A 20,289-nucleotide genomic window follows, 5' to 3' on the forward strand; every position below is an offset into this window, starting at 1 on the left:
TGTCCACTTTTCCATCAGGAGCACAAAATGCGCGCAGGACAGCATTTCAATCGCAGGCAACTCATGCTTGGTGCATTGGCAACTGCGCCTTTGATGTGGATTGCAAACAGGGCACAAGCCGCAGAGCAGCTTGGCTTTGACAATCTGTATATAAGTTTTGGCGTGCTGGGTCTGGAGTTTTCCGATCAGGTCAAGAGTGCTTCCGGCAAGGAAGTGGCAATCAGCGGGTTCATGGCACCGCCACTCAAGGCTGAAGCCAATTTCTTCGTTTTGACCGAAATTCCGATGTCGATCTGCCCGTTCTGCTCGTCAGATTCCGATTGGCCCGACAATATCATGGTCGTTTATCTGGCATCCAAACAGACATTCGTGCAGTTCAATGCACCGATCCTTACGCGCGGCACGCTGGAATATGGTTCATGGACAGACCCTGAAACGGGCTTCGTCAGCCAGCTTCGCCTGCGTAATGCTTCTTTCAAAACGGTCTGATGATGATGCTTGCCAAGCCATCGGGCCTGTCGCTCGATATTGCCGATCTGGAAGTGCGCTTTCCGGGGTTGGCTCTCCCTGTGCTTTCCATTGAAAAGTTTAATCTGGTTGCTGGTGGTCATCTGGCAATTACCGGTGCCTCCGGCTCGGGGAAAAGCACGCTGGTCAACGCTATAACGGGTCTCGAACCTGTGAAAGCCGGCAAAGTAGTTTGGGGCGAAACGGCAATCAGCAGCCTGTCTTCTTTCAGGCGCGATGCGTTTCGTGCGCGCAACATCGGTCTGGTGATGCAGGATTTTCACTTGTTTCCCGGCCTTTCCGCACTGTCCAATGTGCTATTGCCGCTCAAACTGAGTTTTGGGGTGAAGGCTGATGATCGCGCACGCGCGCTTCAATTGCTTCAAACAGTCGGAATAACCCGCCCGGACCAACATATCGAAACGCTGTCGCGCGGTGAGATGCAGCGCGTTGCTATCGCGCGTGCGCTTCTTTCTAAGCCCGGCGTGATCGTGGCCGATGAACCGACTGCAAGTCTTGATCAGAAAACCGGTGCCGATGTTGCCGAGCTTCTGGTGCGGCTTGCGACCGAAGGAAAGGCGACATTGGTGGTCGTCACGCATGATCCGCAGCTGATGCAATATTTGCAGCGCCGCATTCGCCTTGAAGGTGGAAAAATTGCAAGCGACAGCGCGGAGATGGAATTGTCATGATCGCATTCATTCTTGCCGATCTGCGCCGTTTCTGGAGTGGTGCCGTCGCCATCATCGTTCTGCTGGCTTTGTCAGTTGCATTAAGTTCAGTCGTAACCTTGCAGGAACGGGCTGTGCGGCTTGGCACAGCGCGGGCATCTGACAAGTTTGACCTTGTGATCGGTGCTGCAGGAAGTGACACGCAGCTCACACTTTCGTCGGTCTTTTTGCAGCCATCGCCTCTGCCGCTGATGTCGGGTGCGATGCTGGAAAAACTTGCCAATGACAAGCGTGTGGCCTTCGCAGCACCCATAGGCTTTGGCGATAGCGCGATGGGCTTTCCCATTGTCGGCACGACAACCGAGCTTGTTTCCGCCCTGTCACCACAGCTCGCCGAAGGCACGATGTTCGCACGTCTGGGCGAGGCAATTATCGGTTCGGCAGTCGATCTAGCTGTCGGGGCTAAAGTCAATCCAATGCATGGTACGGTTGAAACCGGCGGACATGCACATACCGAGATCAGCTATCATGTAGCTGGCAAAATGGATCCGACCGGCACTGCATGGGATCGGTCCATTCTGGTTCCCATTCGCACGGTCTGGCAGCTGCATGGCATGGAAGCTCATGAAGAGCACGAGCATGACGACCATGCTGAAAAGCCGGGTAACGGATTTGGTGTGCTTATCAATGAAAAGCCGCATGATCATGATCACGAAATCGACGTCAATGCGCCGCTTGACGAGGCTTTCGATGCCGATAGCCCCGGTGTTCCGGCTATTCTTGTAAAGCCAAAGACCATTGCGGATGCCTATCGGTTGCGGCAGGAATATCGTTCTGATCGCACATTGGCGATCTTCCCGGCAGAAGTTCTCACAAGGCTCTACTCAACATTGGGTGATGCCCGCAGCCTGCTGCTTGGGATCGCCATTGCTACGCAGGTGATTGTGGTTTTCGCCTTGTTGCTGGTTGCGGTCATGCATATCGGCGCGCGAAAACGTCAGATCGGTGCGCTGCGGGCGCTTGGTACGCCGGTTCGCTCCATCATGGCGATTGTCTGGGGCGAGTTGTTTTTCCTGCTGCTGCTTGGAATCTTTCTTGGGCTGGCAATCGGCTATGCGGCAGCGCGGGCCATCACATCATGGCTCACAGCAACAACAGCAGTCAGGATGCCGGTGGAATTTGCGATGAGCGATGTCTGGCTTGCTATTGGCTTTATTGCTGTTGCAGCAGTGGTTTCACTGGTTCCGGCGTTGATGACGCTGCGCATGAGCCCGGCATCTGCTTTGCGTTCATGATCTAAAAAAGTGGCCGCAGCAACATTTCCAAACCAAGCAGCAGCAGACAGATCAGAAAGCCGCGTCTGAACATGACGGGACTGATTTTCCTGCGAATGACTTGTCCGGCCCACATTCCAGCGAGTGCCGGAACAATCGCCATGGTGGAGATCGCGAGTTGATCAAAAACCAGCGCTCCTTGAACCCCGAGCCCTAAAGCCAAAGCGATTGTCGATATGGTGAAGGACAGGCCGAGCGCTTGAACGAGTTCGTCTTTTTCAAGTCCAAGTGCTTGCAGATACGGTACTGCCGGAATCACAAACACGCCAGTCGCTCCGGCAATAAAGCCTGTGATCGCGCCCACGACCGGTGACAACCAGGTCTCAAGCTTCTGAGGGACCTTGAAGGGATGTGCCAGCAGTGTGAAGGCTGCATACAGGCTGAGACAGGCACCCAGTGTACCGGTCGTGATAGTGGTATCACCCTTCGTCAGCCAGGAAACACCGAGCATTGTGCCGACAATGATTGCGAGCATCATCGGCCATAACCGTCTGACCAGCGCGACCGAATTTGGTCCGGCAATCATCTGCCAGACATTGGTCGTGAAAGACGGCACCAGCAGCAGGCTTGCCGCTGCCAGTGGTGAGATGAGGCTGCCCAGCACGCCCATTGCCAGTGTCGGCAAGCCCATGCCGGTGATGCCTTTGACAATACCGGCAGCAAAGAACGTGGCTGCAATCGTCAATATCAGTGTCGTTGATAAATCAAACATGGCTTTGCATGGACCATCTCAGGCACTGGAACAATGTGGAAGTTCCGCAACATGGCTTCGGCTGGTCCGAAGCCTGATTATGCGATAGTCTTGCCTTATGCGCTTTGACCTGACTGATCTTCGTTTGTTTCTTGCTGTGGTAGATGCTGGAAGTATCACCCATGGTGCCGCCGATGTCGGCCTTTCTCTGGCGGCAGCCAGTGAGAGGCTTCGTGATATGGAAACGCTCAGCGAAGTGATGTTGCTTGAACGTGGACGACGCGGCATCACGACGACTGAAGCTGGCGATGCGCTGGTCCATCATGCGCGCGCGATCCTGCATCAGATCGCGCAGATGCGGGGCGAGCTTGGCGAATATGCAAAAGGCCTGCGCGGGACAATCCGCGTTCTGGCCAACACTGCTGCGATGACGGAGTTTCTTCCGGCGCGACTTGCTCCCTGGCTCGCACGCAACCCTCAGGCCGATATCGACCTGAAAGAGCGCCAGAGCATTCAAATTGCCAGAAGTATCGCCGGAGGTTTTGCTGAAATCGGTATTCTGTCCGATGCCGTCGATACCAGCGGATTGCATCTGCAACCCTTTGCCATTGATCGGCTGGTGCTGGTTAGCGCGCGGGATCATCCGCTCGCCCTACGCAACAGCGTCCGGCTCGACGAATTGCTCGACCAGCACTTTATCGCGCTCGGTACAGGCGCGTTACAGGATCACGTCGATGCACAGGCTCTAAAAATCGGCCTGCGGCTTAAAACACGTATCAGATTGCGGACCTTTGAGGGTATCTGCCAGATGGCGGGCGAGGGCGTGGGCGTTGCCATCATACCGGAAACGGCGGCGCGGCGTTTCCGGCGATCTTCTTCGATAGCGATCATCAAGCTTTCCGACAGTTGGGCAACACGCCAGCTGGCAGTCTGTGTGCGAGATGAGACGACGTTAACGCCTCTGGCAAGGAGCCTGTTTGCACATCTGACGTCAGACGAGCGACAGGCCTGATGTTCTCTGCGAAACAACCGGACTTGGGGCTGTAACCAACCGCTTGCCGGTGTCTGCGCTGAAAAAATGCAGCTTATCGGTGGCTGCCGTCAATTGCATATGATCGCTGATCGGGATGTGAGGCGGAAAGGCTGCAGTTATCCGCTGCTCACCAACCATACCATGAACGAGGCGCTGGGCGCCGAGTTCTTCGACATGATCGAGTGTGAAACTAAGTGCATTCACACCGTTCTGCGCCAAAACGAGATCCTCCGGTCTGATCCCCACTGTTAGCGGACCGGATGAGGGAAGACTGCCTGAAAGTTGCAGAACAGCTTCATCGATCATCAGACGGTTGCCGTCGAGCCGGGCATTGAGGAGGTTCATGGCTGGTGAGCCGATAAAGCTCGCGACAAAAGTGGAGGCTGGATTGTGATAAACCTCAAGCGGGGTTCCGATCTGCTCGATACTGCCCTTGTTCAACACGACAAGACGATGCGCGAGGGTCATGGCTTCGAGCTGGTCATGCGTTACATAGAGCGAGGTCGTGCCCAGCCGTCTTTGCAATCGCTTGATTTCACCGCGCATGGTAACGCGCAATTTGGCATCAAGATTGGATAGTGGTTCGTCAAAAAGGAACACGGAAGGCTTGCGCACGATTGCGCGCCCCATGGCAACGCGCTGGCGCTGACCGCCCGACAATGCTTTCGGTTTGCGATCAAGATAGGGCTCGATTTCAAGCATACGTGCTGCTTCTGCAACCCGCGCCTCGATTTCGGCTTTTGGCGTTTTGCGGTTACGCAAGCCATAGGCCATGTTGTTATAAACGCTCATATGCGGATAGAGCGCATAGTTCTGGAACACCATTGCGATGTCGCGATCAGCAGGTTCAACGTCGTTGACGATGCGCCCGCCGATGCTGACTTCACCACCTGAAATGTCTTCAAGACCAGCGACCATACGCAGCAGCGTTGATTTTCCGCAGCCTGACGGACCCACCAGAACGATAAATTCACCTGCACGGATATCGATGGATACGCCTTTCACGGCTTCCACTCCACCAGCATAGACCTTCTTGAGGTCCTTCATGATGATACCGGCCATTTTTCTCCATTTCCGCAAAGCAAAATGTCATGCGCTTTGCATCTTCAAATTTGAGATTTCAACACAGGACCAAAGCGCTTAATACTTTTCCTGATCCCGCTGTTCCAACCAATCGGCGGTTGCTTTGCTGGCATTGCGCGCAGCATCTTCAATCGCTGCTCCCGCAAGCAGCGCGGATACGAGATTGGCGCTGAAATGATCGCCCGCGCCGATCGTGTTTTTAACAACCGCGCGTTTTGTGGGCGTGACAATGCGTGCCTGTTTGCCATCATGAATGGTGATGGAGCGCGCACCGTCGGTCATGACGAGATGCTTCAGGCGGGGACCACAAAAATGGTGGGCTTTGCGCCAGAGCGCATCGTCATCAAGCTCTGGAAAATCGCCTTTTGAGCCAATCATCAAATCCGCTGGTCGCGGCACGGAGGTTTCAGACAAGGGAAACTGAGACGCCACCAAACCTATTGAATCGAGCGCTCTCAGGATCGTCGCATCTGGGTTGAAGCAATTGATATAGGCAGCATCGGCTTTGACATCGCCATCAAGCCGGAACAATCGCATCGGCCCCTGGCTCGGTGTTAAAATCGTGCGTTCGCCTGAAGGCTCAAGCAGAATATCCGTGATGTGAGTGCCGCTATCTCGCTTGCAAACATGCTGCATGTCGAAGCCGAGTTCTGAGAGCTCAGAGTGGGCTGTTTCAGCAAGCGCATCATTGCCAAGCGAGCTGACCAGCGCCACCTCATGCCCCAGCGCCAGAAATGGTGAGCCGGTGAAATACCCACCGCCACCGAGCCTTGTCTCACGCTTTCCCCACGAAATGCGTGAGCCGGACTTCAGCGGCCCGTCCAGCTCCCAGATCCGATCATGGTTGAGATGTGCGATTACCAGAACACGCGCCATTATTTCTCTCCTGTGCCAGCAGAGAATGCTTCAACGATGTAACGTTGCGCCAGAAGAAACATGCCGAGTACGGGCAATACGGAGAGAAGGCTGGTCGCCATCAGTGGTCCCCATGGGGTTTCAGCGCCGTCCACATCAGCAAACATGGCAATGCCCGTGGTGAGTGTCTTTCGGCCAGTATCTTCCAGTACAAGCTGCCCCCAAAGATAGATGTTCCAGGCACCCATGAAAGAAATCACGGAAAGGGCTGCAATGGCTGGCAGCACGTTGGGTATGGCCACATCCTTGAACTGTTTCCAGATACCGCAACCATCGATGCGCGCTGCTTCAAACATTTCGTCAGGAAGCGAGCGGAACGACTGTCTGAAATAGAAGACGTAAAAGCCGATATAGGGGATCGAAGGGATGATCATGGCCCAATAGGTATCGAAGGCCTGTATCTTCACCACCGCGATATAGGTGGGAATGATCGCGAGAACCGTCGGAAAGGACATGGTGGCAATCACCACCCAGAACAGGAAATGTTTGCCGCGAAATTCCATTCGGGCAAAGGCATAGCCCGCTGGAAGACTGATGATGAGCTTGCCCAGTGTGATGGCACCCGAGGTGATGACGGAATTAAACAACCACAACCAGATCGGATAACGATCCGCCGCAAGCTGGAAATTCGACAGGGTGATCTCTTCGGGCCAGAACCGCAGCGCCTTTTGCGCAATCAGCGCGTTCGGCGTGAACGCAGATGTTACCATCCATAGCAATGGAAACAGCGTGATAAGTGACAGGACGATGAGAAGAATGTGAAGTGTGCCACGCTGCAGTGTGGCGCTGAAAGAATTGGCGGTCATTGGTAATGCACCCGCTTTTCGCCGAAGCGGAACTGCGCACATGTGATGAGAAGAACCGCAACAATGATGACCATGGCGACGGCACTTGCTCTGCCGAATTGGAAGAACTGCAAGCCCTGTTGCCAGAGGAAGTAGAGAAGATTGGAGCTTCGGCCCGCTGGTCCGCCACCCGTTAGAACGTCAACAACGCCCACAATATCGTCGAGCACCGAAAATACCGTTGTGACCGAAATGAAAAACGCGGTCGGGGTAATCAGCGGCAGCTCAATGGTGAAGAAGCGCCGCCATGCGCCAGCGCCATCCAGCCGTGATGCCTCGCGCAAGGATTGCGGAACATTGGCAAGGGCTGCGATCCACAAAAGCATGTTGAGGCCAAAGCTCTTCCAGAAGGTGACGACCGAAACAGACAGAAGCGCAAGATCGGGGTCCATGTGCCACATTGATGTCGGCAAACCAAACCAGACGAGAACTTCATTGAAAAGCCCGTTGACGGGATTGAGCAACCACGACCAGGTCACGCCAGCGACCGAATAGGCCAATATGGTCGGCAGGAAGAAAGCCCCGCGATAGAAGCGTTCGAGTTTAGAGCCCTGCACAGCATGGATCATCACCGCGATGATGAGCGGCAGAATGATCTGTGCTGGAACCAGAATGATGCAGTAAAGCACCGTGTTCCAGGCTGCGAGCCGGAAATCAGCATCGGCAAATATGCTTTTGTAATTGTCGAGCCCAACGAAGCTGACATCGGTTGAAAGCAGGTTCCAGTCGACAACCGACAGAACCGCCGAGGCTACAATCGGGCCATAAAGGAAAACAATCACGGAAAGGACGGCTGGCCCCGCGAAAATCCACGGAGCCAGTTTTGCAAACAGAGGTTTCGACATTTCGCGTCAGGCATCCACCAGCACGGTTGCAAGTTCGTCGTGAGCCGATTTGAGACCGGTTTTGATATCTGTCTCTTTCGTCAACATGCGTGAAACCCATTTGCGCCAGATGTTCTGGCCTTCAAGACCGCGCTTGCCCGGCCAGATGGTTTCGGCAGTCAAACCATCGGTAAGCTGACCCGCAGCGGGTTTCATGAAGTCGTTGATGAGCGGAATATCGTGAACGGATGTGTTGAGATAGCCAACTTCCGACCAGATCTTCTGTCCTTCAGGCGAGGCGCAGAATTCAAGGAACGCAAGCGAAGCCTTGGCCTGTTCGTCGTTCTTTGCATAAACAGCGAGGAAATTTCCGCCGCTGTTCATGTTTCGGGCATGGCCCGGAATGCCAGGGAAGCGAGCGGTGATCGCTTTGGCATTGCCAAACGGGAAGCTGGCAGCGCGTGTCGAGCTTGTGGTGCAGATCGCAAGCGCGCCAGCTTCAAAAGCGGCATCCTGTTCTTTGCCGCTGACGGGTGTCCAGAGGCCCTGATGGGCTGGCTGGCAGAAAAGCTCCATGCCTTTTGCGGCCTCGTCGCTGTTCAGTGCAAGCTTGCCTGAAGGGTCGATGATGTATCCGCCCGCATTCTGGATGAAGGACTGGCTGGTCCATTCATTGTTGGAAAGAGCCAGTGCCGAACGGTAGGTCGCGTGTTTGCCTTTGAGCTTTTCATCGAGCGTGCGCGCAGCCTTATAGAGCCAATCTGTATCCGGATAATCCGGAAGGTTTGGATCAAGACCGGCTTCCGCCCAAAGAGCGCTGTTGATGAAAGTGATCGGCGTGGACATTGCCCATGGCAGGCCGATCACGGCGTCGTCGATGGTGACCAGCGGCATAAGCGAAGGAACGAAGTTCGCGATGATGGCCTTCGCCTTTGCTGCATCGATTTCGTTGAGATCGCGTGCGCCAAGGGTGCGACGTGCGAAATATCCGAACTTCCAGCCTGTCACCATGATTGCTGGCGGCTTGCCCGCCGCGATACCGGCGAGTGCCTTGGCAGTCGCTGTTTCGTAATCACCATCGAAACGGTTGGTGACGGTAACGCCGGTCTTCAGCGCATTGAAAGCATCAACGACTTTCTGAAACGGTTTGTCTGGCCCCCAGATGCTGGAGATTTCAATTTTGGCATCGGCGGAAAAAGCCGAAGAAATGCCAAAGGTACTTGTGGCTGCCAATGCAGCGGAGGCCGTCAGAAAACTGCGCCTTGAAAGTTCTACCATGTCCGTCACTCCTGTGTCCGATTTGGGCACAAACTATCGGGCATGAATGACATGCGAATTGTGGGTTTCGTCCGGATTTTGCGATAACTGACCGTTTAATGACCATTTGCGTGAAACTTTGTCGTATTCCTGTGAGATAAGCCCTGTAGGCCAGTCGCAGCGCAACAATGACAGGGCCACAGAATGGCACAACGACCTATCCGCCCCTCGGACCGGCAGGACCGGATTCGTGATCGTCTCATCAGACTTGGTGACGCTACCTGCGCAGAACTGGCCGATATGTTTTCGGTTTCAGAAGAAACGATAAGGCGTGATCTCGCTTCGCTGGAGGAAAAGGGGCAGGCGATGCGCGTCCATGGCGGCGCACGAGCAGTAACGGCGAAAGGGCTGCCGCATATCGACCTGCGTATCGGGGCAGACCGCGAAGCCAAAGAGCGCATCGCGCGGCTTGCTCATGGAATGCTTAAACCGGGAATGTCGGTGTTTTTCAGCGGCGGTTCCACCGCATTGGCGACGGCTTGGGAAGCACGTCATGAACCGCCAATCATCGCTACTTCTTTGATGGTCGATATCATGATCGTTCTCGCTATGGGTGGTCAGACGGACCTCACGCTTTGTGGCGGGCAGTTCGACAAGCATTCCCGCGCTTCGTTCGGCTTTGAAGCTATGGAGATTATCTCACGTCGCGTTTTTGATATCGCCTTTATGGGCGCAAGCGGCTTTGATGTGGAGCGTGGTCTGTTGGGGCCTTCAGATCGCCATTTGCAATTGGCGCAGGTTGTGCGGCGTCAGACGAGAAAATTTGTCGTCCTTGCCAGCCATACGGCTCTGCAACGCTCGGACAAGTTTTCCATCCTGCCGACCTCAAGCATCGATCTTGTCATTACAGATCAGCCACCGCCGAGTGCGGTCTATGCCGCGCTGGAGAGAGCAGGTGTAGAGATAATCTATTGATTTCATGAAAATGCCCGGACCTCTGTGGTCCGGGCAAATTCTTTACGACTGATAATGGCTCACCGGCTTCTCCGCATCCTTGGTTTTCACAAGCGAGACGATAACGCCTGTGCCAAGGATTGCGAAGGTAATGCCCAGCGACCATGCAGGCGGGAACTTTTCCCAACCCATAAGATCGGCAATGAACATCTTCGAGCCGATGAAGATCAGTAGGATCGACAGCGCATATTTAAGATAGGCAAAGCGATGCAAGATGGCCGATAGCGCAAAGAACAGCGCTCTGAGACCAAGAATTGCAAAGATATTCGACGTGTAAACGATGAAGGGATCGGTGGTGATGGTGAACACTGCCGGGACAGAGTCGACCGCAAAGATCAGATCCGCAACTTCGATCATGATGAGCGCCAGAAACAACGGCGTTGCGAAACGTACCATCTTGCCGGTTGCGCTGTCTTTCAATCGCACGAAGAAAGCATTGCCGCGCAGCTCATCCGTGACGCGCATGTGTTTGCGGGCAAAGCGCAGCAGCGGATTGCGGCTCATATCCGGCTCGTCATCTTCACGTGAAAACAGCATCTTGATGCCGGTGATGATGAGGAACACTGCGAAGAGATAGAGAACCCAGTGATAGTTAGCGACGATTGTGGCGCCAAGGCCGATCATGATGCCACGCAGAACGATGACACCGAGAATGCCCCAGAAAAGGACACGATGCTGGTATTTTCGCGGGATAGCGAAGAAGCTGAAAATCAGCGCGATGACAAAGATATTGTCGAGCGCCAGCGTCTTTTCGACCACGAAGGCGGTAAGATACTGCGCCGTCGCCTCGCTGCTTAACTGCCACCAGACGAAGCCGGAAAAAGCCAGTCCGAGTGTGATGTAGAAAGCCGACATTTTCAGGCTTTCAGCGATTCCGATCTCATGGTCTTCCTTGTTGAAGACGCCAAGATCAAGCACCAGCAAAGCCAGAACAATGCCGATAAACACCAGCCACATCCAGACCGGTGTTCCCATAAAAAGTGATGCAAAGAGTTCCATATCCGACCTCTGTTCAAAATATCACAAGGTCGGCTGGGAATTTCCGGGCTGACCTCGAGCGCGCTCGAAGTGGTCCGACATCACGGTTTGAAAAAACCGCCAGAGGGGCCCGGTCCACTCTCCAACAGTTAGTAAGCGAGATTTCAGTTTCAAGCCGGGTTTGGAATTTTTCTTTCAGCGGTCAGGATCGGGGTCTGCGACGGCTTCTGGATAGCCTGCAGCAGCTCATTTGGATCGATGGGTTTGTGAAGCAGCATGTATCCGCTTGCGGAGGCTTCGCGCAGCCGTTCGGGCGATGTGTCGCCGGTGAGGATAATCACTGGCAGCTTACGCCCAAGATGCCTGAACAATTTACTGGCTGCTTCTGTTCCGGTCATCCCGCCTTCAAGGCGATAGTCAACGATAATGAGATCCGCGGGCGAGTGTATGGCGGCCTCGTCAGTTTGCCAGGCGACAAATGTTTCATCCGCATTGCGTCCTGCATAGGCCTGATATCCCCAGACATCCACGAGACCGGACAGGGCATCCAATACGGTGCTCTCATCATCGACGATGAATATGTTTCCGCCGGTTTGAGGCAGGGTCTGTACAGTTTTTTCAGATCGGCGCTGGTCGGCGACGAGCGGAACCATGACCGAAAACATTGATCCCTTGCCCGGCTGTGACACCAGTCGAACCGGATGACCGAGCAGCTCTGCTGTTCGTTTCACGATGGACAAGCCAAGACCTAAGCCCTTGTCGCGATCCCGCTCAGGATTGTGAAGCTGCACGAACTCTTCGAAAACCGTGACCTGTTGGTTTGCCGAAATTCCCACGCCGGTATCAAATACCTGTATCTCGATACCATCGCCTCTGCGGCGACACCCGAAAAGGATCCGTCCGCTTTCGGTATAGCGAATGGCGTTGGTGATCAGATTGGCCAATATCTGCCGCAGCATCATCGGATCGCTGTCCGTATGATAGGCGCATTTCACCATCCTCCATTCCAGGCCCTTACTTTCAGCAAGGCCTGCGAACTCGTTGCGAAGGTTGTCGAACAGGTCGTTGATTGAAATGACATCCCGGTTGGGCGTTACGATCTGCGCGTCGAGACGCGAAACATCGAGCAGCGCATTGAGCAGATAGCTGAGATTGGCAACGACTTTTTTGATCTTTCCGGCAATATTGCCTGCGTCTGTTGCGTTGACATTTCCTCTGCTCGCAAGTGCCGCCAGTGTCGAATTGAAAAGGCCGAGCGCATGGACGGGCTGGCGTAAATCATGGCTGGCTGCTGCCAGAAAGCGTGTTTTGGCACGATCTGCCGCCGCCACTCTGTCTCGCTCGCTCTTGAGCTGATCGACAAGCGTCTCGTTTTCAAACCGTAACCGGATCGTTTCAGCCAGATCCCGGTGGGTTACACGACCGTGATGCAGGTTGATGATGACAAGGCAGGCGACGAGGAAAAGATAGGCATTGTAGACTTCGCCTTCCGCCAGAAGGCAATAGATTGTGCTCGGCAGCACTGTGGTAAACAGCGAACCGACAAGGACCGGCAGAAATGCAGACGAGGTGGGAACTGACCCGCATGTCAGCCCTGTCATGACGATCATCGCAAAGGCCAGCAGATGCGGCTCGTTCGACATGAAGCCGATCAATCCCAGCAAGCCCCAGTTCATGCCTGATAACCAGGAAAATCCGGCAGCGGTCCATGCCCATTTTGAATAGGAGCCCGACGTTTTGGGACGGCGAAAAAAGGCGCGTGTGACAATGACACGGGTAATTGTCAGCAGATAAACCGAAAGGCACCATGCAATGAGCCATGCATTGGGGACTTTGCCCCAGAAGATCAGAAGCGAGGGGATCGGTACGAAGATATTGGTCAGCAGCACCCCGGCCGAATGATTGTAAAGGATATTGACGAGCGCTTGCCTGATGCGCGCTTCATCGGCAGGATTAACGCTCGCAGATTTTTCGTCTTTTTCAGAGAGCGCTAATGCGACCATAATGCTATCCTGTATTCGCTTGTGGTTTTGAGGGGCATCTTTTCGATGAGGGTAAATTACCGGATTATCTTGGCTGACGATCACAGTATCGTCCGCGAAGGACTTAAACTGCTTCTTTCGACTATAAGCGAAACAGTTGTGGTTGGAGAAGTCGGAGATTGTTCTTCATTATTGGCTGTTCTGATGCAAACACCTTGTGATATGGTCTTGCTTGATCTTGGAATGCCGGGGTTTCATAGTTTCCAATTTATTGAGCAATTGCGGACTACTTATCCGAAACTGAAGATCGTCATTCTGTCGGCTAACAGCGAGTCTCGGTCCATCAGGGCAGCGCTTGCCTCAGGTGCCGATGCCTATCTCACCAAAGATGGCGATCCGAGTGAACTGCTGACTACGGTTACCAATCTTCAGAACGGAAACAGTGGCGGTGCCGCACGTCAAGCCACCGCACTCAATCGACCGAACGGTCATGAGCCGGAACCCAATATCGGTATCCTGTCCCCCGTTCCTCTCACCAGACGAGAGCTGCAATTTCTGGCGCTCATCCCGCAAGGCGCTAAAACAAAAGAAATTGCAGATCGGCTTGGGATAAGTGTTTTCACCGCCCGCAAGCACCGCGAAAACCTTATGCGTAAACTCAACCTACACAGCAGCGTTGAACTGACAGCCTATGCCGTGCGCCTCGGATTGCCCTCCGCATAATCATTCTATTTGCGGCGCTGGCGTAGCCACCCTAACTGCCAGAGCCGTTATTCAAGCCGGAACATGTCTCTCAAAAGTGGAAACGTTTTTGTTCTTGATCGAAAGCTATCAATCGACCTGACGGGATGAAATACGGCACATGCCGTATTTTAGCAGTCGCATCAGGGGATTATGGTCCCGCTCAATCCGCTGACGGGTCGTCGGTGATGGTGATTGGGGCGGCAACCATGTTTCGTAAAGTTCTGATCTCAGGTGCTGCAATGCTGCTTGGATCGTTATTGTTTTGGAGCGGACGAGCCGTGGCAGATCAGCCGGGGCACTCGGATCGTGTCGATGCTGCAATTGTCTTTGCCGTCGATCGATCATCCCTGCCGGATTCTGACACTGTGCAGATGGTGCGTGCTGGACATGTTACGGCATTGCGTTCCTTGCACAATGTCATGACCAGCGGTCCGAACCAGTGTGTGGCAGTCACCTATCGCGAATGGTCTGAGGTGCAAAGGGAAGAGGTTGTCTTGCCATGGTCGCAAATTTGCAGTGAAGCGGATGCCGATGCAGCCGCCAGAACAATTGCGCTTTATGGTTATGATCGTTCTGAAACTGACCTTCTTCGTGAAAGAAGGTCGTTTTCGCTTTCGATAGATGCGGCTTTAGCCGAGCTGAAAGCTGCTTCCTGGGGCTCTAACAGAAGAATAGTCAACATATCGGCTGGGGACATCGTTGATACTATCCGACCGTCCGCAGCGACCATCAATATAATTGCCGTACAAAATGAATTTTCCGGGAGAGGTGGGAACCTAATCGCAAAGATTGCGTCATCGCCGGATTACGTTGCGGCGATTGAACGGAGCTTGATGTTTGAAGTCGGCGGCGACAGGGCGTTTTTTATGAAGCCTGAAGAACAAAGCATACGAACAGCCAAAACGGACATCGTGCCTTAAGAATCGCCGTCCGCAAGCCGTTTGATGCCGGACATATTGATAACCGTGAGTTTTTGACGTCCGCCGCGAACGAACCCTTTTGTCTCCCAGCTGCTGAGAATACGCGAAACCGTGTGAAGGGTTGTTCCGGTCATTTCGGCAATGTCCTGACGGGTGATCGGAAAATCGATGCGGATGCCGTCGTCTTCCTTCTTACCCGCTTGCCGGGCAAGACGGAGAACAGCATGTGCAACGCGGCGTTCAACTTCCTCGGTCGACATTTCGCGAATGCGGGTGTGCGCTTCTTCAAGCCGCTTGCCGATGGTCTGGATCGCATTCATGGCGAGGCCGGGATTCTGCTCAACGAAATAGTCCCAAAGCTCCGTCGGCCAGGCCAGAACAATGCTTTCGGCAACGGCCATTGCAGTGCCGGGATAGTCGCTGCGTTGCAAAGCCTTAGCGAAGCCGAACAGATCGCCGGGATGAACCATGCGAACAATGATCTGCTGTCCGTCCGGTGTTACCTGATTGACCTTGAGGCGACCGTGAAGCAGCAAAAAGAACAGGACGGCATCGTCGCCCTGCTCAAAAATGGTTTCGCCAGCAATGACACGCCGCGTTGAGGCGTAAGATACAAGCTTGTCCAGCTCGTCATCGCTCATTTTAGCGAATAACGATAGTTTTCTGACAAGCCCGCGATCTATCGTGGCCATCACGCATCCCCTACTAAAAATCCCCATCGTCGCTTTAGCACAGCAAGAGGAAGAAGGGATAGTCTCGGGGGCATAAAATAGGGCATTCAGGCATAAACCATCATATTGAGAATTCTTTCAGCCGTTTCAGAACGGCCGCATACCAGCGACCGTCACGAACCAGACGAAAGCCCAGATTGTCGGGCGGTACACCCACGCTGCAGCCGCCTGTCTTGGGGTTGCGGATGAAAGAGCTCATGGCGGCGCGATGCTTGCCATTGACCACGTAAACACCGCAGACTGGTGTTTCCGCAACGACCTTGCCATAGGCATCGATATTCACACGACGATGGCAGGTCTGCGTCCATTCCCAGACATTACCGGCAACATCCGCAATGCCAAGTTCGTTTTCACCAAATGCCCCCGCAGAACGGACTTCAGGGCTGCGTTCGAGCTTGCGCGCGCTTTGCTGTTCGTAGTCTTTGAGCCATCTTAAAGCAGGATTGGTAGCATCATCATCCTCAATGCCAAGAGCGTTATCGGTAAAGCGGGAACCGGCAGCAAAAGCCCATTGCTCGTCGGTTGGCAGATGCCAGACTTCACCGGTCTTTTGCGACAGCCATTTTGCATAGTTTTCGGCGTCATCGTAGCTCACACCGACAATTGGTGCGTCCACGCTTAATCCGTCTCGATTATGCGGCAGCGCCTCAGCTGGCTGGCAACCGCCATCGGCAATGCAGCGCTCATAATCGGATGCGCTGACCTGATATTTCATGATCTCAAAAGACCGCGCGAGTTTACGCGTCGTCAGTGGCGCATCCACCGGATAGTTGTTTTTCTGAAAGTCACCATCGGCGCGATAGGTCATGCTGCGTGGAGCGACGATAACAGTCTGTGGGCGCTCAAATTTTGTATCCTGAGACGTGCGGTCCACTCGCCCTGCAGCATCGACTACAAACAGACCAGCCACCACTGCCAGCAGAACGGCGGGCACAGCTACGGCCAAATCGCGCAGGTGCTTTTTCTTGTTACCTTTGGTCATTCGGTATCAGGGAGCCGTGTCTTTTTACAGATACGGCCCCGAGCCTTTCCTCATTCGATAATCACCAAAGAAGTTTCAGTTCGGGAGAACGCGCCTTCCGCTTGGGGAAGGCGCGATCTCTTTGTTACATGCCCGACGGTGCCAGAACCGAGGTCATCAGATCGTCATTCCATTCGCCGGTGACTTTGAAGTGCGCAGCCGCACCCAGTTCAAAGGCTTCGATCAGATTGTGGTTCACATAGGCATAGATGCCCGGTTGCTGGAACGTGTAGAAGGCTGCTGCGGCTGCACCGCCCGGAATGAACCATGTTTCCTGATCGAGATCTGGCGGCGTGTTGAACTTGCCGGTTGACCAGACATAGTCGCCATGCCCGCCGATAAGATGCGGTCTGGTATCGCGATTGGCCTGCGAGTGAACGATCAGCACCTTCTCGCCAACCTTGGCGGTCATTGCCTTGTCGCCGGTCAATGCACCCACCGCACCGTTAAAGACAACATGTGTCGGGGTCAGGGTACGCATCACCTTTACGGTGTCCTCGTAGGAATCGCCCGGTGCGTCGTATTTCTTATACTGACCGGCCTCATCGCGCGGCACATAGAAGTCCTGCTCACCGACGTAATAAACCTTGTCGTATGAGAGCTTGTTGCCCTTGCCGTCGTGCAGTCCATCGCGTGGCAACACCATGATCGCCCCATTCATACCCGAGACAACGTGCCAAGGCACCATTCCGGGAGGTGCGCAGTGATAAACGAAGACGCCGGGCTTGGTTGCCTTGAAACGCAGGATCGTCTTTTCACCGGGGTTGATCTCGGTGAGCCCACCGCCACCCAATGCACCGGTTGCCGCATGGAAATCGATATTGTGCATGAGCGTGTTGGTTTCAGGATTGATGAGCGTCAGCTCAACATAGTCATCCTGATGCACCACCATCAGCGGGCCGGGAACCGTGCCATTGAAAGCCATGGCATGAACTTCAGTCCCCGCATCATCGATGACGATCTTCTTTTCTTCGATCACCATCGTAAACTCGATAACCTTCGGCCCACCCTCTGCGACCTGGCTGTGAGCGTGGACGAATGGCGGGTCCACCAGCTCCACTTTCTGCCGGGGAAGTGCTGCAATTTCCGCTGCACTGGCCTTCCGGATCGCGCCGTTACCCCAGGCGGATGTTGTTGCGAACACCGGCGCAAGCGCACCCGCGAGTGCTGCTCCTGCAAGTATTGTGCGGCGGTTGATCTGCATCTGGTCTGCCATCGATTCTCTCCTATACGATAGGACCGAGCGCTCTTTGCTCTGTCGTTGTATGTATAGGAGATCGGGCAGGTTCCTTCCTTGACCACAATCAACATAGATCATAAATCGACAAAATAATTATCGTTTATTTACAATGTGTTGAATGCAGTCAACCAAATTTGCGAGCGCTTATTTGCGATAGCACAAAGGACGATTACAGCCGACGCGTGTTGTCAGAAGTAAAACCAGCGATTGATAAATTTCAATCGCTGGTTTTCGTGAAGCGGTCGGAGCCGATGTTTATTATAAAGAGAGACCCGTGAAGCGAGACTGAACTTCCGGCAGTGCCATCTCCGGCATCCAGGGAGGTTCATATGTCAGCTCAATATTGGCACGTGAGACGCCGTCAACGGCTTCCACGCATGTTTGCACGGCTTCAATGAGAAATCCGGCAGCAGGACAGCCCGGTGTCGTCGTGGTCATCTGCACATTGACCGTTCCGTTGCCCACGATCTCAATGTGGTAGATCATGCCCAGATCAACCAGATTAACGCCCAGCTCCGGATCGAGTATCAGCCGCAGCGCATCAAGAATGGCATATTCGAGTTGGCCATCGTTCTCGCTTTGCATGGATTTGTCCTCACGCTTCACCAACACGGATCATGATGCGGTAGGCGCTGCCGGTTTCATCAAAATTGCCGACCCATTCATGGCCGCGTCTTTCAAGCTCCGGAAACAGGAAGAGCGGTTCGCGATGCAGCAGAGCGAACAAGACCTGACCGCCTGTCATGCGTTCGAGTTCTGCCAGAATATGAACCATCGGTTCTGGTGGCTGCATGTCTGAGCAATCGAGATAATGCGAAGGTTCGGGCCAGATATCGGGTGAACTCACATTGTTGGAAAGCTGTATTTCCAGCACAGTTTCCTGCGACGGAGAAAACAGCGTTTGCCAGTCGCCTTCGCCGATTGGCTGCGGCTCTGCAAGGAAGCCTTTGCGTTCCATGACCGCAAAGAGCGGAACCGGCTTGAACGGCGTTATGAGCAAAAGGCTTTGGCCGGGCAGCAGATTTTCCGCGGCATCCATGATTGCCTGAAACGGCTCCACCCCGCTTTTAAGCAAGGGCCGCACATCCAGCTCACGATGAGCAATTTCCTGAATGGATAATGTCATTTCGACCTCCTGAAGACGGGCGTACCGGCATGGATAAGGTTGGGTAGGGTCACGCCGTTGGGCAGGCGCAAACTGGTCGGTACGTCCAGAAGCCGCCGGGCGCGGAAAAAGTGAATGCTCAAAGCTAGAATAGCGATGAGGCTGAGTGCAGATGACAGTCTGAAAATGATTGGATAGTTGAAAATCAGTGCCAATGTGCCAAACCCGACGCTCCCATAATAAAGGATGAACCAGTGGCGGGCATTGTGCTCACGCACCATGTCCTGAACGCGCGGTGTCTGCACGCGGCCCATAACGGGGCCATAACATTCGAGCCAGGTGAGAAACGGAACGATCTTGTAAAGCTGTGCAAGGCTGAGGCCTGAAAGCCAGCCGAAGACAAAGAGATAAATGAGTGCAGAGACCATCTGATCGGTCATACCAGTTGAGAGCATTGTCAGGGCGAGTGCCATGGAAATCAGCAATGATGCAAATGCAGAAATACTGGCAGTGCTGTTTAATTCAATGACTTTGCGTTTGCGCTGCCGATAGATAGCGCGCACGTCGAGAGCATAAAGAATAATGCAAGCGATGCCCGGAATAAGCGCGATGGATAATGCGATCTCCGGCTGACCGATACCGAAAGCAAAAACTGCGATGCTGAGGCCAAGGATCATCAATGCGACGAGGCCGAACAACCATAGAAGTCTGGTTCGTTTCGTGTTGCTGTCAGGCGAAAGCATGAACATGGTGAGCAACCGGTAGCTTACGCCCATCGCGGTGAAAGTCATCCAGCCGCCAAGTGCAAGCGCCAAATGGATGGATATGGTCGAACCGCTGATATCAAGGGCCAATACCTGATTGGTCACGCCTGAAAGGACGAAAGTATAAAGCCCCCCGAGGCAGGCGACGATCAGCAGGCAGCTGATGCCGACGACAACAAAGCGTGTAGGTAGCGATATAGGTCGTGCTTTCCAGATGGTCACTCCGAGCATCAGAACGATCAGCGAAAAGCCTGCGATCAAAAGCAGTCCAGATATGGGAAGCAGCCAGATCGTATCGTCGAGCAGCCCGGCCATGCCTGCGAAGCCTGAAAGCAGTCCGAGCAGCCCGGTGAGCAACAACAAAAGTGCTGGCAGCTGTGCGGAACTTCCCCAAAGGGGTTTTGCAACCAGAACAGGCACAAACTGCAGCAGCGCGCCGCTCATCAGCAATGCCAGCCAGCCGATAGCGATGATGTGGACGAGGATGAGAGTTTCCGGTGCCCGAATTCCGTGGAACGGATAGCCAAAGCCGCCTGCCATCAGTCCAACCCCGATTATGAGGAAGGTGAGGGAGGCTGCAAAATAGGACAAAGTCCAGCGGGAAAGCGCGGCACCGATCATCTCAACCCT

Annotated in this window: 21 protein-coding genes; 7 read left to right on the forward strand and 14 right to left on the reverse strand. The window is 54.1% G+C overall.

Annotation, left to right across the window (positions count from 1 at the left end):
- The first annotated feature begins 27 nt into the window (after positions 1 to 27).
- The 3 genes from ACSME1_RS13810 to ACSME1_RS13820 are packed head-to-tail and all read left to right on the forward strand — an operon-like array spanning position 28 to position 2,473.
- Complete coding sequence (locus ACSME1_RS13810) at positions 28 to 489, forward strand: hypothetical protein (RefSeq protein ID WP_024895646.1); 462 nt, start codon at positions 28 to 30, stop codon at positions 487 to 489.
- Positions 489 to 1,199: an ABC transporter ATP-binding protein gene (locus ACSME1_RS13815; RefSeq protein WP_051514702.1), complete on the forward strand. Its 711-nt coding sequence runs from the start codon at positions 489 to 491 to the stop codon at positions 1,197 to 1,199. The genes ACSME1_RS13810 and ACSME1_RS13815 overlap by 1 nt, the downstream gene beginning before the upstream one ends.
- Positions 1,196 to 2,473: an ABC transporter permease gene (locus tag ACSME1_RS13820; RefSeq protein WP_435655407.1), complete on the forward strand. Its 1,278-nt coding sequence runs from the start codon at positions 1,196 to 1,198 to the stop codon at positions 2,471 to 2,473. Before ACSME1_RS13815 ends, ACSME1_RS13820 begins: the two co-directional genes overlap by 4 nt.
- A 1-nt stretch (position 2,474) precedes the next feature.
- Here ACSME1_RS13820 and ACSME1_RS13825 read toward each other — a convergent pair whose 3' ends face one another.
- Positions 2,475 to 3,224, reverse strand: coding sequence for a sulfite exporter TauE/SafE family protein (locus tag ACSME1_RS13825; protein WP_024895643.1), 750 nt, complete (start codon positions 3,222 to 3,224; stop codon positions 2,475 to 2,477).
- A 97-nt stretch (positions 3,225 to 3,321) separates the two neighbouring features.
- Between ACSME1_RS13825 and ACSME1_RS13830 the strand changes: the two genes are divergently transcribed.
- Entirely contained in the window at positions 3,322 to 4,215 is an 894-nt protein-coding gene (locus tag ACSME1_RS13830; protein WP_024895642.1) for a LysR family transcriptional regulator, read from the forward strand.
- On the opposite strand, the gene ACSME1_RS13835 is transcribed toward ACSME1_RS13830, so the two are convergent.
- The 5 genes from ACSME1_RS13835 to ACSME1_RS13855 all read right to left on the reverse strand — a co-directional run bounded on the left by ACSME1_RS13835 (position 4,195) and on the right by ACSME1_RS13855 (position 9,181).
- Positions 4,195 to 5,298, reverse strand: coding sequence for a sn-glycerol-3-phosphate import ATP-binding protein UgpC (locus ACSME1_RS13835; protein WP_024895641.1), 1,104 nt, complete (start codon positions 5,296 to 5,298; stop codon positions 4,195 to 4,197). The genes ACSME1_RS13830 and ACSME1_RS13835 overlap by 21 nt on opposite strands.
- 78 nt (positions 5,299 to 5,376) lie before the next feature.
- The gene (locus ACSME1_RS13840; protein ID WP_024895640.1) at positions 5,377 to 6,195 is read right to left on the reverse strand and encodes a PfkB family carbohydrate kinase; all 819 of its coding nucleotides are present in this window, start codon (positions 6,193 to 6,195) and stop codon (positions 5,377 to 5,379) included.
- Positions 6,195 to 7,040, reverse strand: a complete 846-nt coding sequence (locus ACSME1_RS13845) for a carbohydrate ABC transporter permease (protein ID WP_435655408.1) — start codon at positions 7,038 to 7,040, stop codon at positions 6,195 to 6,197. Before ACSME1_RS13845 ends, ACSME1_RS13840 begins: the two co-directional genes overlap by 1 nt.
- Positions 7,037 to 7,924 carry a carbohydrate ABC transporter permease gene (locus ACSME1_RS13850; protein WP_024895638.1) on the reverse strand — a complete coding sequence of 296 codons (888 nt, stop codon included), beginning with the start codon at positions 7,922 to 7,924 and terminating at the stop codon, positions 7,037 to 7,039. The genes ACSME1_RS13845 and ACSME1_RS13850 overlap by 4 nt, the downstream gene beginning before the upstream one ends.
- Before the next feature lie 6 nt (positions 7,925 to 7,930).
- Positions 7,931 to 9,181, reverse strand: a complete 1,251-nt coding sequence (locus tag ACSME1_RS13855; protein WP_024895637.1) for an extracellular solute-binding protein — start codon at positions 9,179 to 9,181, stop codon at positions 7,931 to 7,933.
- Between the two features lie 183 nt (positions 9,182 to 9,364).
- Here ACSME1_RS13855 and ACSME1_RS13860 point away from each other — a divergent pair, with 183 nt between their 5' ends.
- Positions 9,365 to 10,135, forward strand: coding sequence for a DeoR/GlpR family DNA-binding transcription regulator (locus ACSME1_RS13860; RefSeq protein WP_084486640.1), 771 nt, complete (start codon positions 9,365 to 9,367; stop codon positions 10,133 to 10,135).
- A gap of 42 nt (positions 10,136 to 10,177) precedes the next feature.
- On the opposite strand, the gene ACSME1_RS13865 is transcribed toward ACSME1_RS13860, so the two are convergent.
- Both ACSME1_RS13865 and ACSME1_RS13870 read right to left on the reverse strand, forming a co-directional pair.
- Positions 10,178 to 11,173 carry a TerC family protein gene (locus ACSME1_RS13865; protein WP_435655409.1) on the reverse strand — a complete coding sequence of 332 codons (996 nt, stop codon included), beginning with the start codon at positions 11,171 to 11,173 and terminating at the stop codon, positions 10,178 to 10,180.
- Positions 11,174 to 11,322: 149 nt separating this feature from the next.
- Positions 11,323 to 13,155 carry an ATP-binding response regulator gene (locus ACSME1_RS13870; RefSeq protein ID WP_435655410.1) on the reverse strand — a complete coding sequence of 611 codons (1,833 nt, stop codon included), beginning with the start codon at positions 13,153 to 13,155 and terminating at the stop codon, positions 11,323 to 11,325.
- 69 nt (positions 13,156 to 13,224) lie between these two features.
- Between ACSME1_RS13870 and ACSME1_RS13875 the strand changes: the two genes are divergently transcribed.
- Positions 13,225 to 13,857, forward strand: a complete 633-nt coding sequence (locus ACSME1_RS13875) for a response regulator (RefSeq protein ID WP_244430427.1) — start codon at positions 13,225 to 13,227, stop codon at positions 13,855 to 13,857.
- 227 nt (positions 13,858 to 14,084) lie between these two features.
- Positions 14,085 to 14,798 carry a DUF1194 domain-containing protein gene (locus ACSME1_RS13880; protein WP_024895632.1) on the forward strand — a complete coding sequence of 238 codons (714 nt, stop codon included), beginning with the start codon at positions 14,085 to 14,087 and terminating at the stop codon, positions 14,796 to 14,798.
- Here the strand turns inward: ACSME1_RS13880 and ACSME1_RS13885 are convergent.
- The 6 genes from ACSME1_RS13885 to ACSME1_RS13910 form a co-directional block, all read right to left on the reverse strand.
- Positions 14,795 to 15,490 carry a Crp/Fnr family transcriptional regulator gene (locus ACSME1_RS13885; protein ID WP_024895631.1) on the reverse strand — a complete coding sequence of 232 codons (696 nt, stop codon included), beginning with the start codon at positions 15,488 to 15,490 and terminating at the stop codon, positions 14,795 to 14,797. The genes ACSME1_RS13880 and ACSME1_RS13885 overlap by 4 nt on opposite strands.
- A gap of 100 nt (positions 15,491 to 15,590) precedes the next feature.
- On the reverse strand, positions 15,591 to 16,511 hold the full coding sequence (locus tag ACSME1_RS13890; protein ID WP_036566497.1) for an SUMF1/EgtB/PvdO family nonheme iron enzyme: 921 nt from the start codon (positions 16,509 to 16,511) through the stop codon (positions 15,591 to 15,593).
- A gap of 124 nt (positions 16,512 to 16,635) precedes the next feature.
- The gene (gene nirK / locus ACSME1_RS13895; protein WP_024895629.1) at positions 16,636 to 17,766 is read right to left on the reverse strand and encodes a copper-containing nitrite reductase; all 1,131 of its coding nucleotides are present in this window, start codon (positions 17,764 to 17,766) and stop codon (positions 16,636 to 16,638) included.
- A gap of 282 nt (positions 17,767 to 18,048) precedes the next feature.
- On the reverse strand, positions 18,049 to 18,375 hold the full coding sequence (locus ACSME1_RS13900; protein WP_024895628.1) for a metal-sulfur cluster assembly factor: 327 nt from the start codon (positions 18,373 to 18,375) through the stop codon (positions 18,049 to 18,051).
- Between the two features lie 10 nt (positions 18,376 to 18,385).
- The gene (locus ACSME1_RS13905) at positions 18,386 to 18,916 is read right to left on the reverse strand and encodes a DUF2249 domain-containing protein (protein ID WP_024895627.1); all 531 of its coding nucleotides are present in this window, start codon (positions 18,914 to 18,916) and stop codon (positions 18,386 to 18,388) included.
- A complete protein-coding gene (locus tag ACSME1_RS13910; protein WP_024895626.1) occupies positions 18,913 to 20,280 on the reverse strand; it encodes a hypothetical protein in 1,368 nt (455 codons plus the stop codon). Before ACSME1_RS13910 ends, ACSME1_RS13905 begins: the two co-directional genes overlap by 4 nt.
- Positions 20,281 to 20,289 lie beyond the last annotated feature (9 nt).

Source organism: Brucella pituitosa (assembly GCF_965577835.1).
Taxonomy (GTDB): domain Bacteria; phylum Pseudomonadota; class Alphaproteobacteria; order Rhizobiales; family Rhizobiaceae; genus Brucella; species Brucella pituitosa.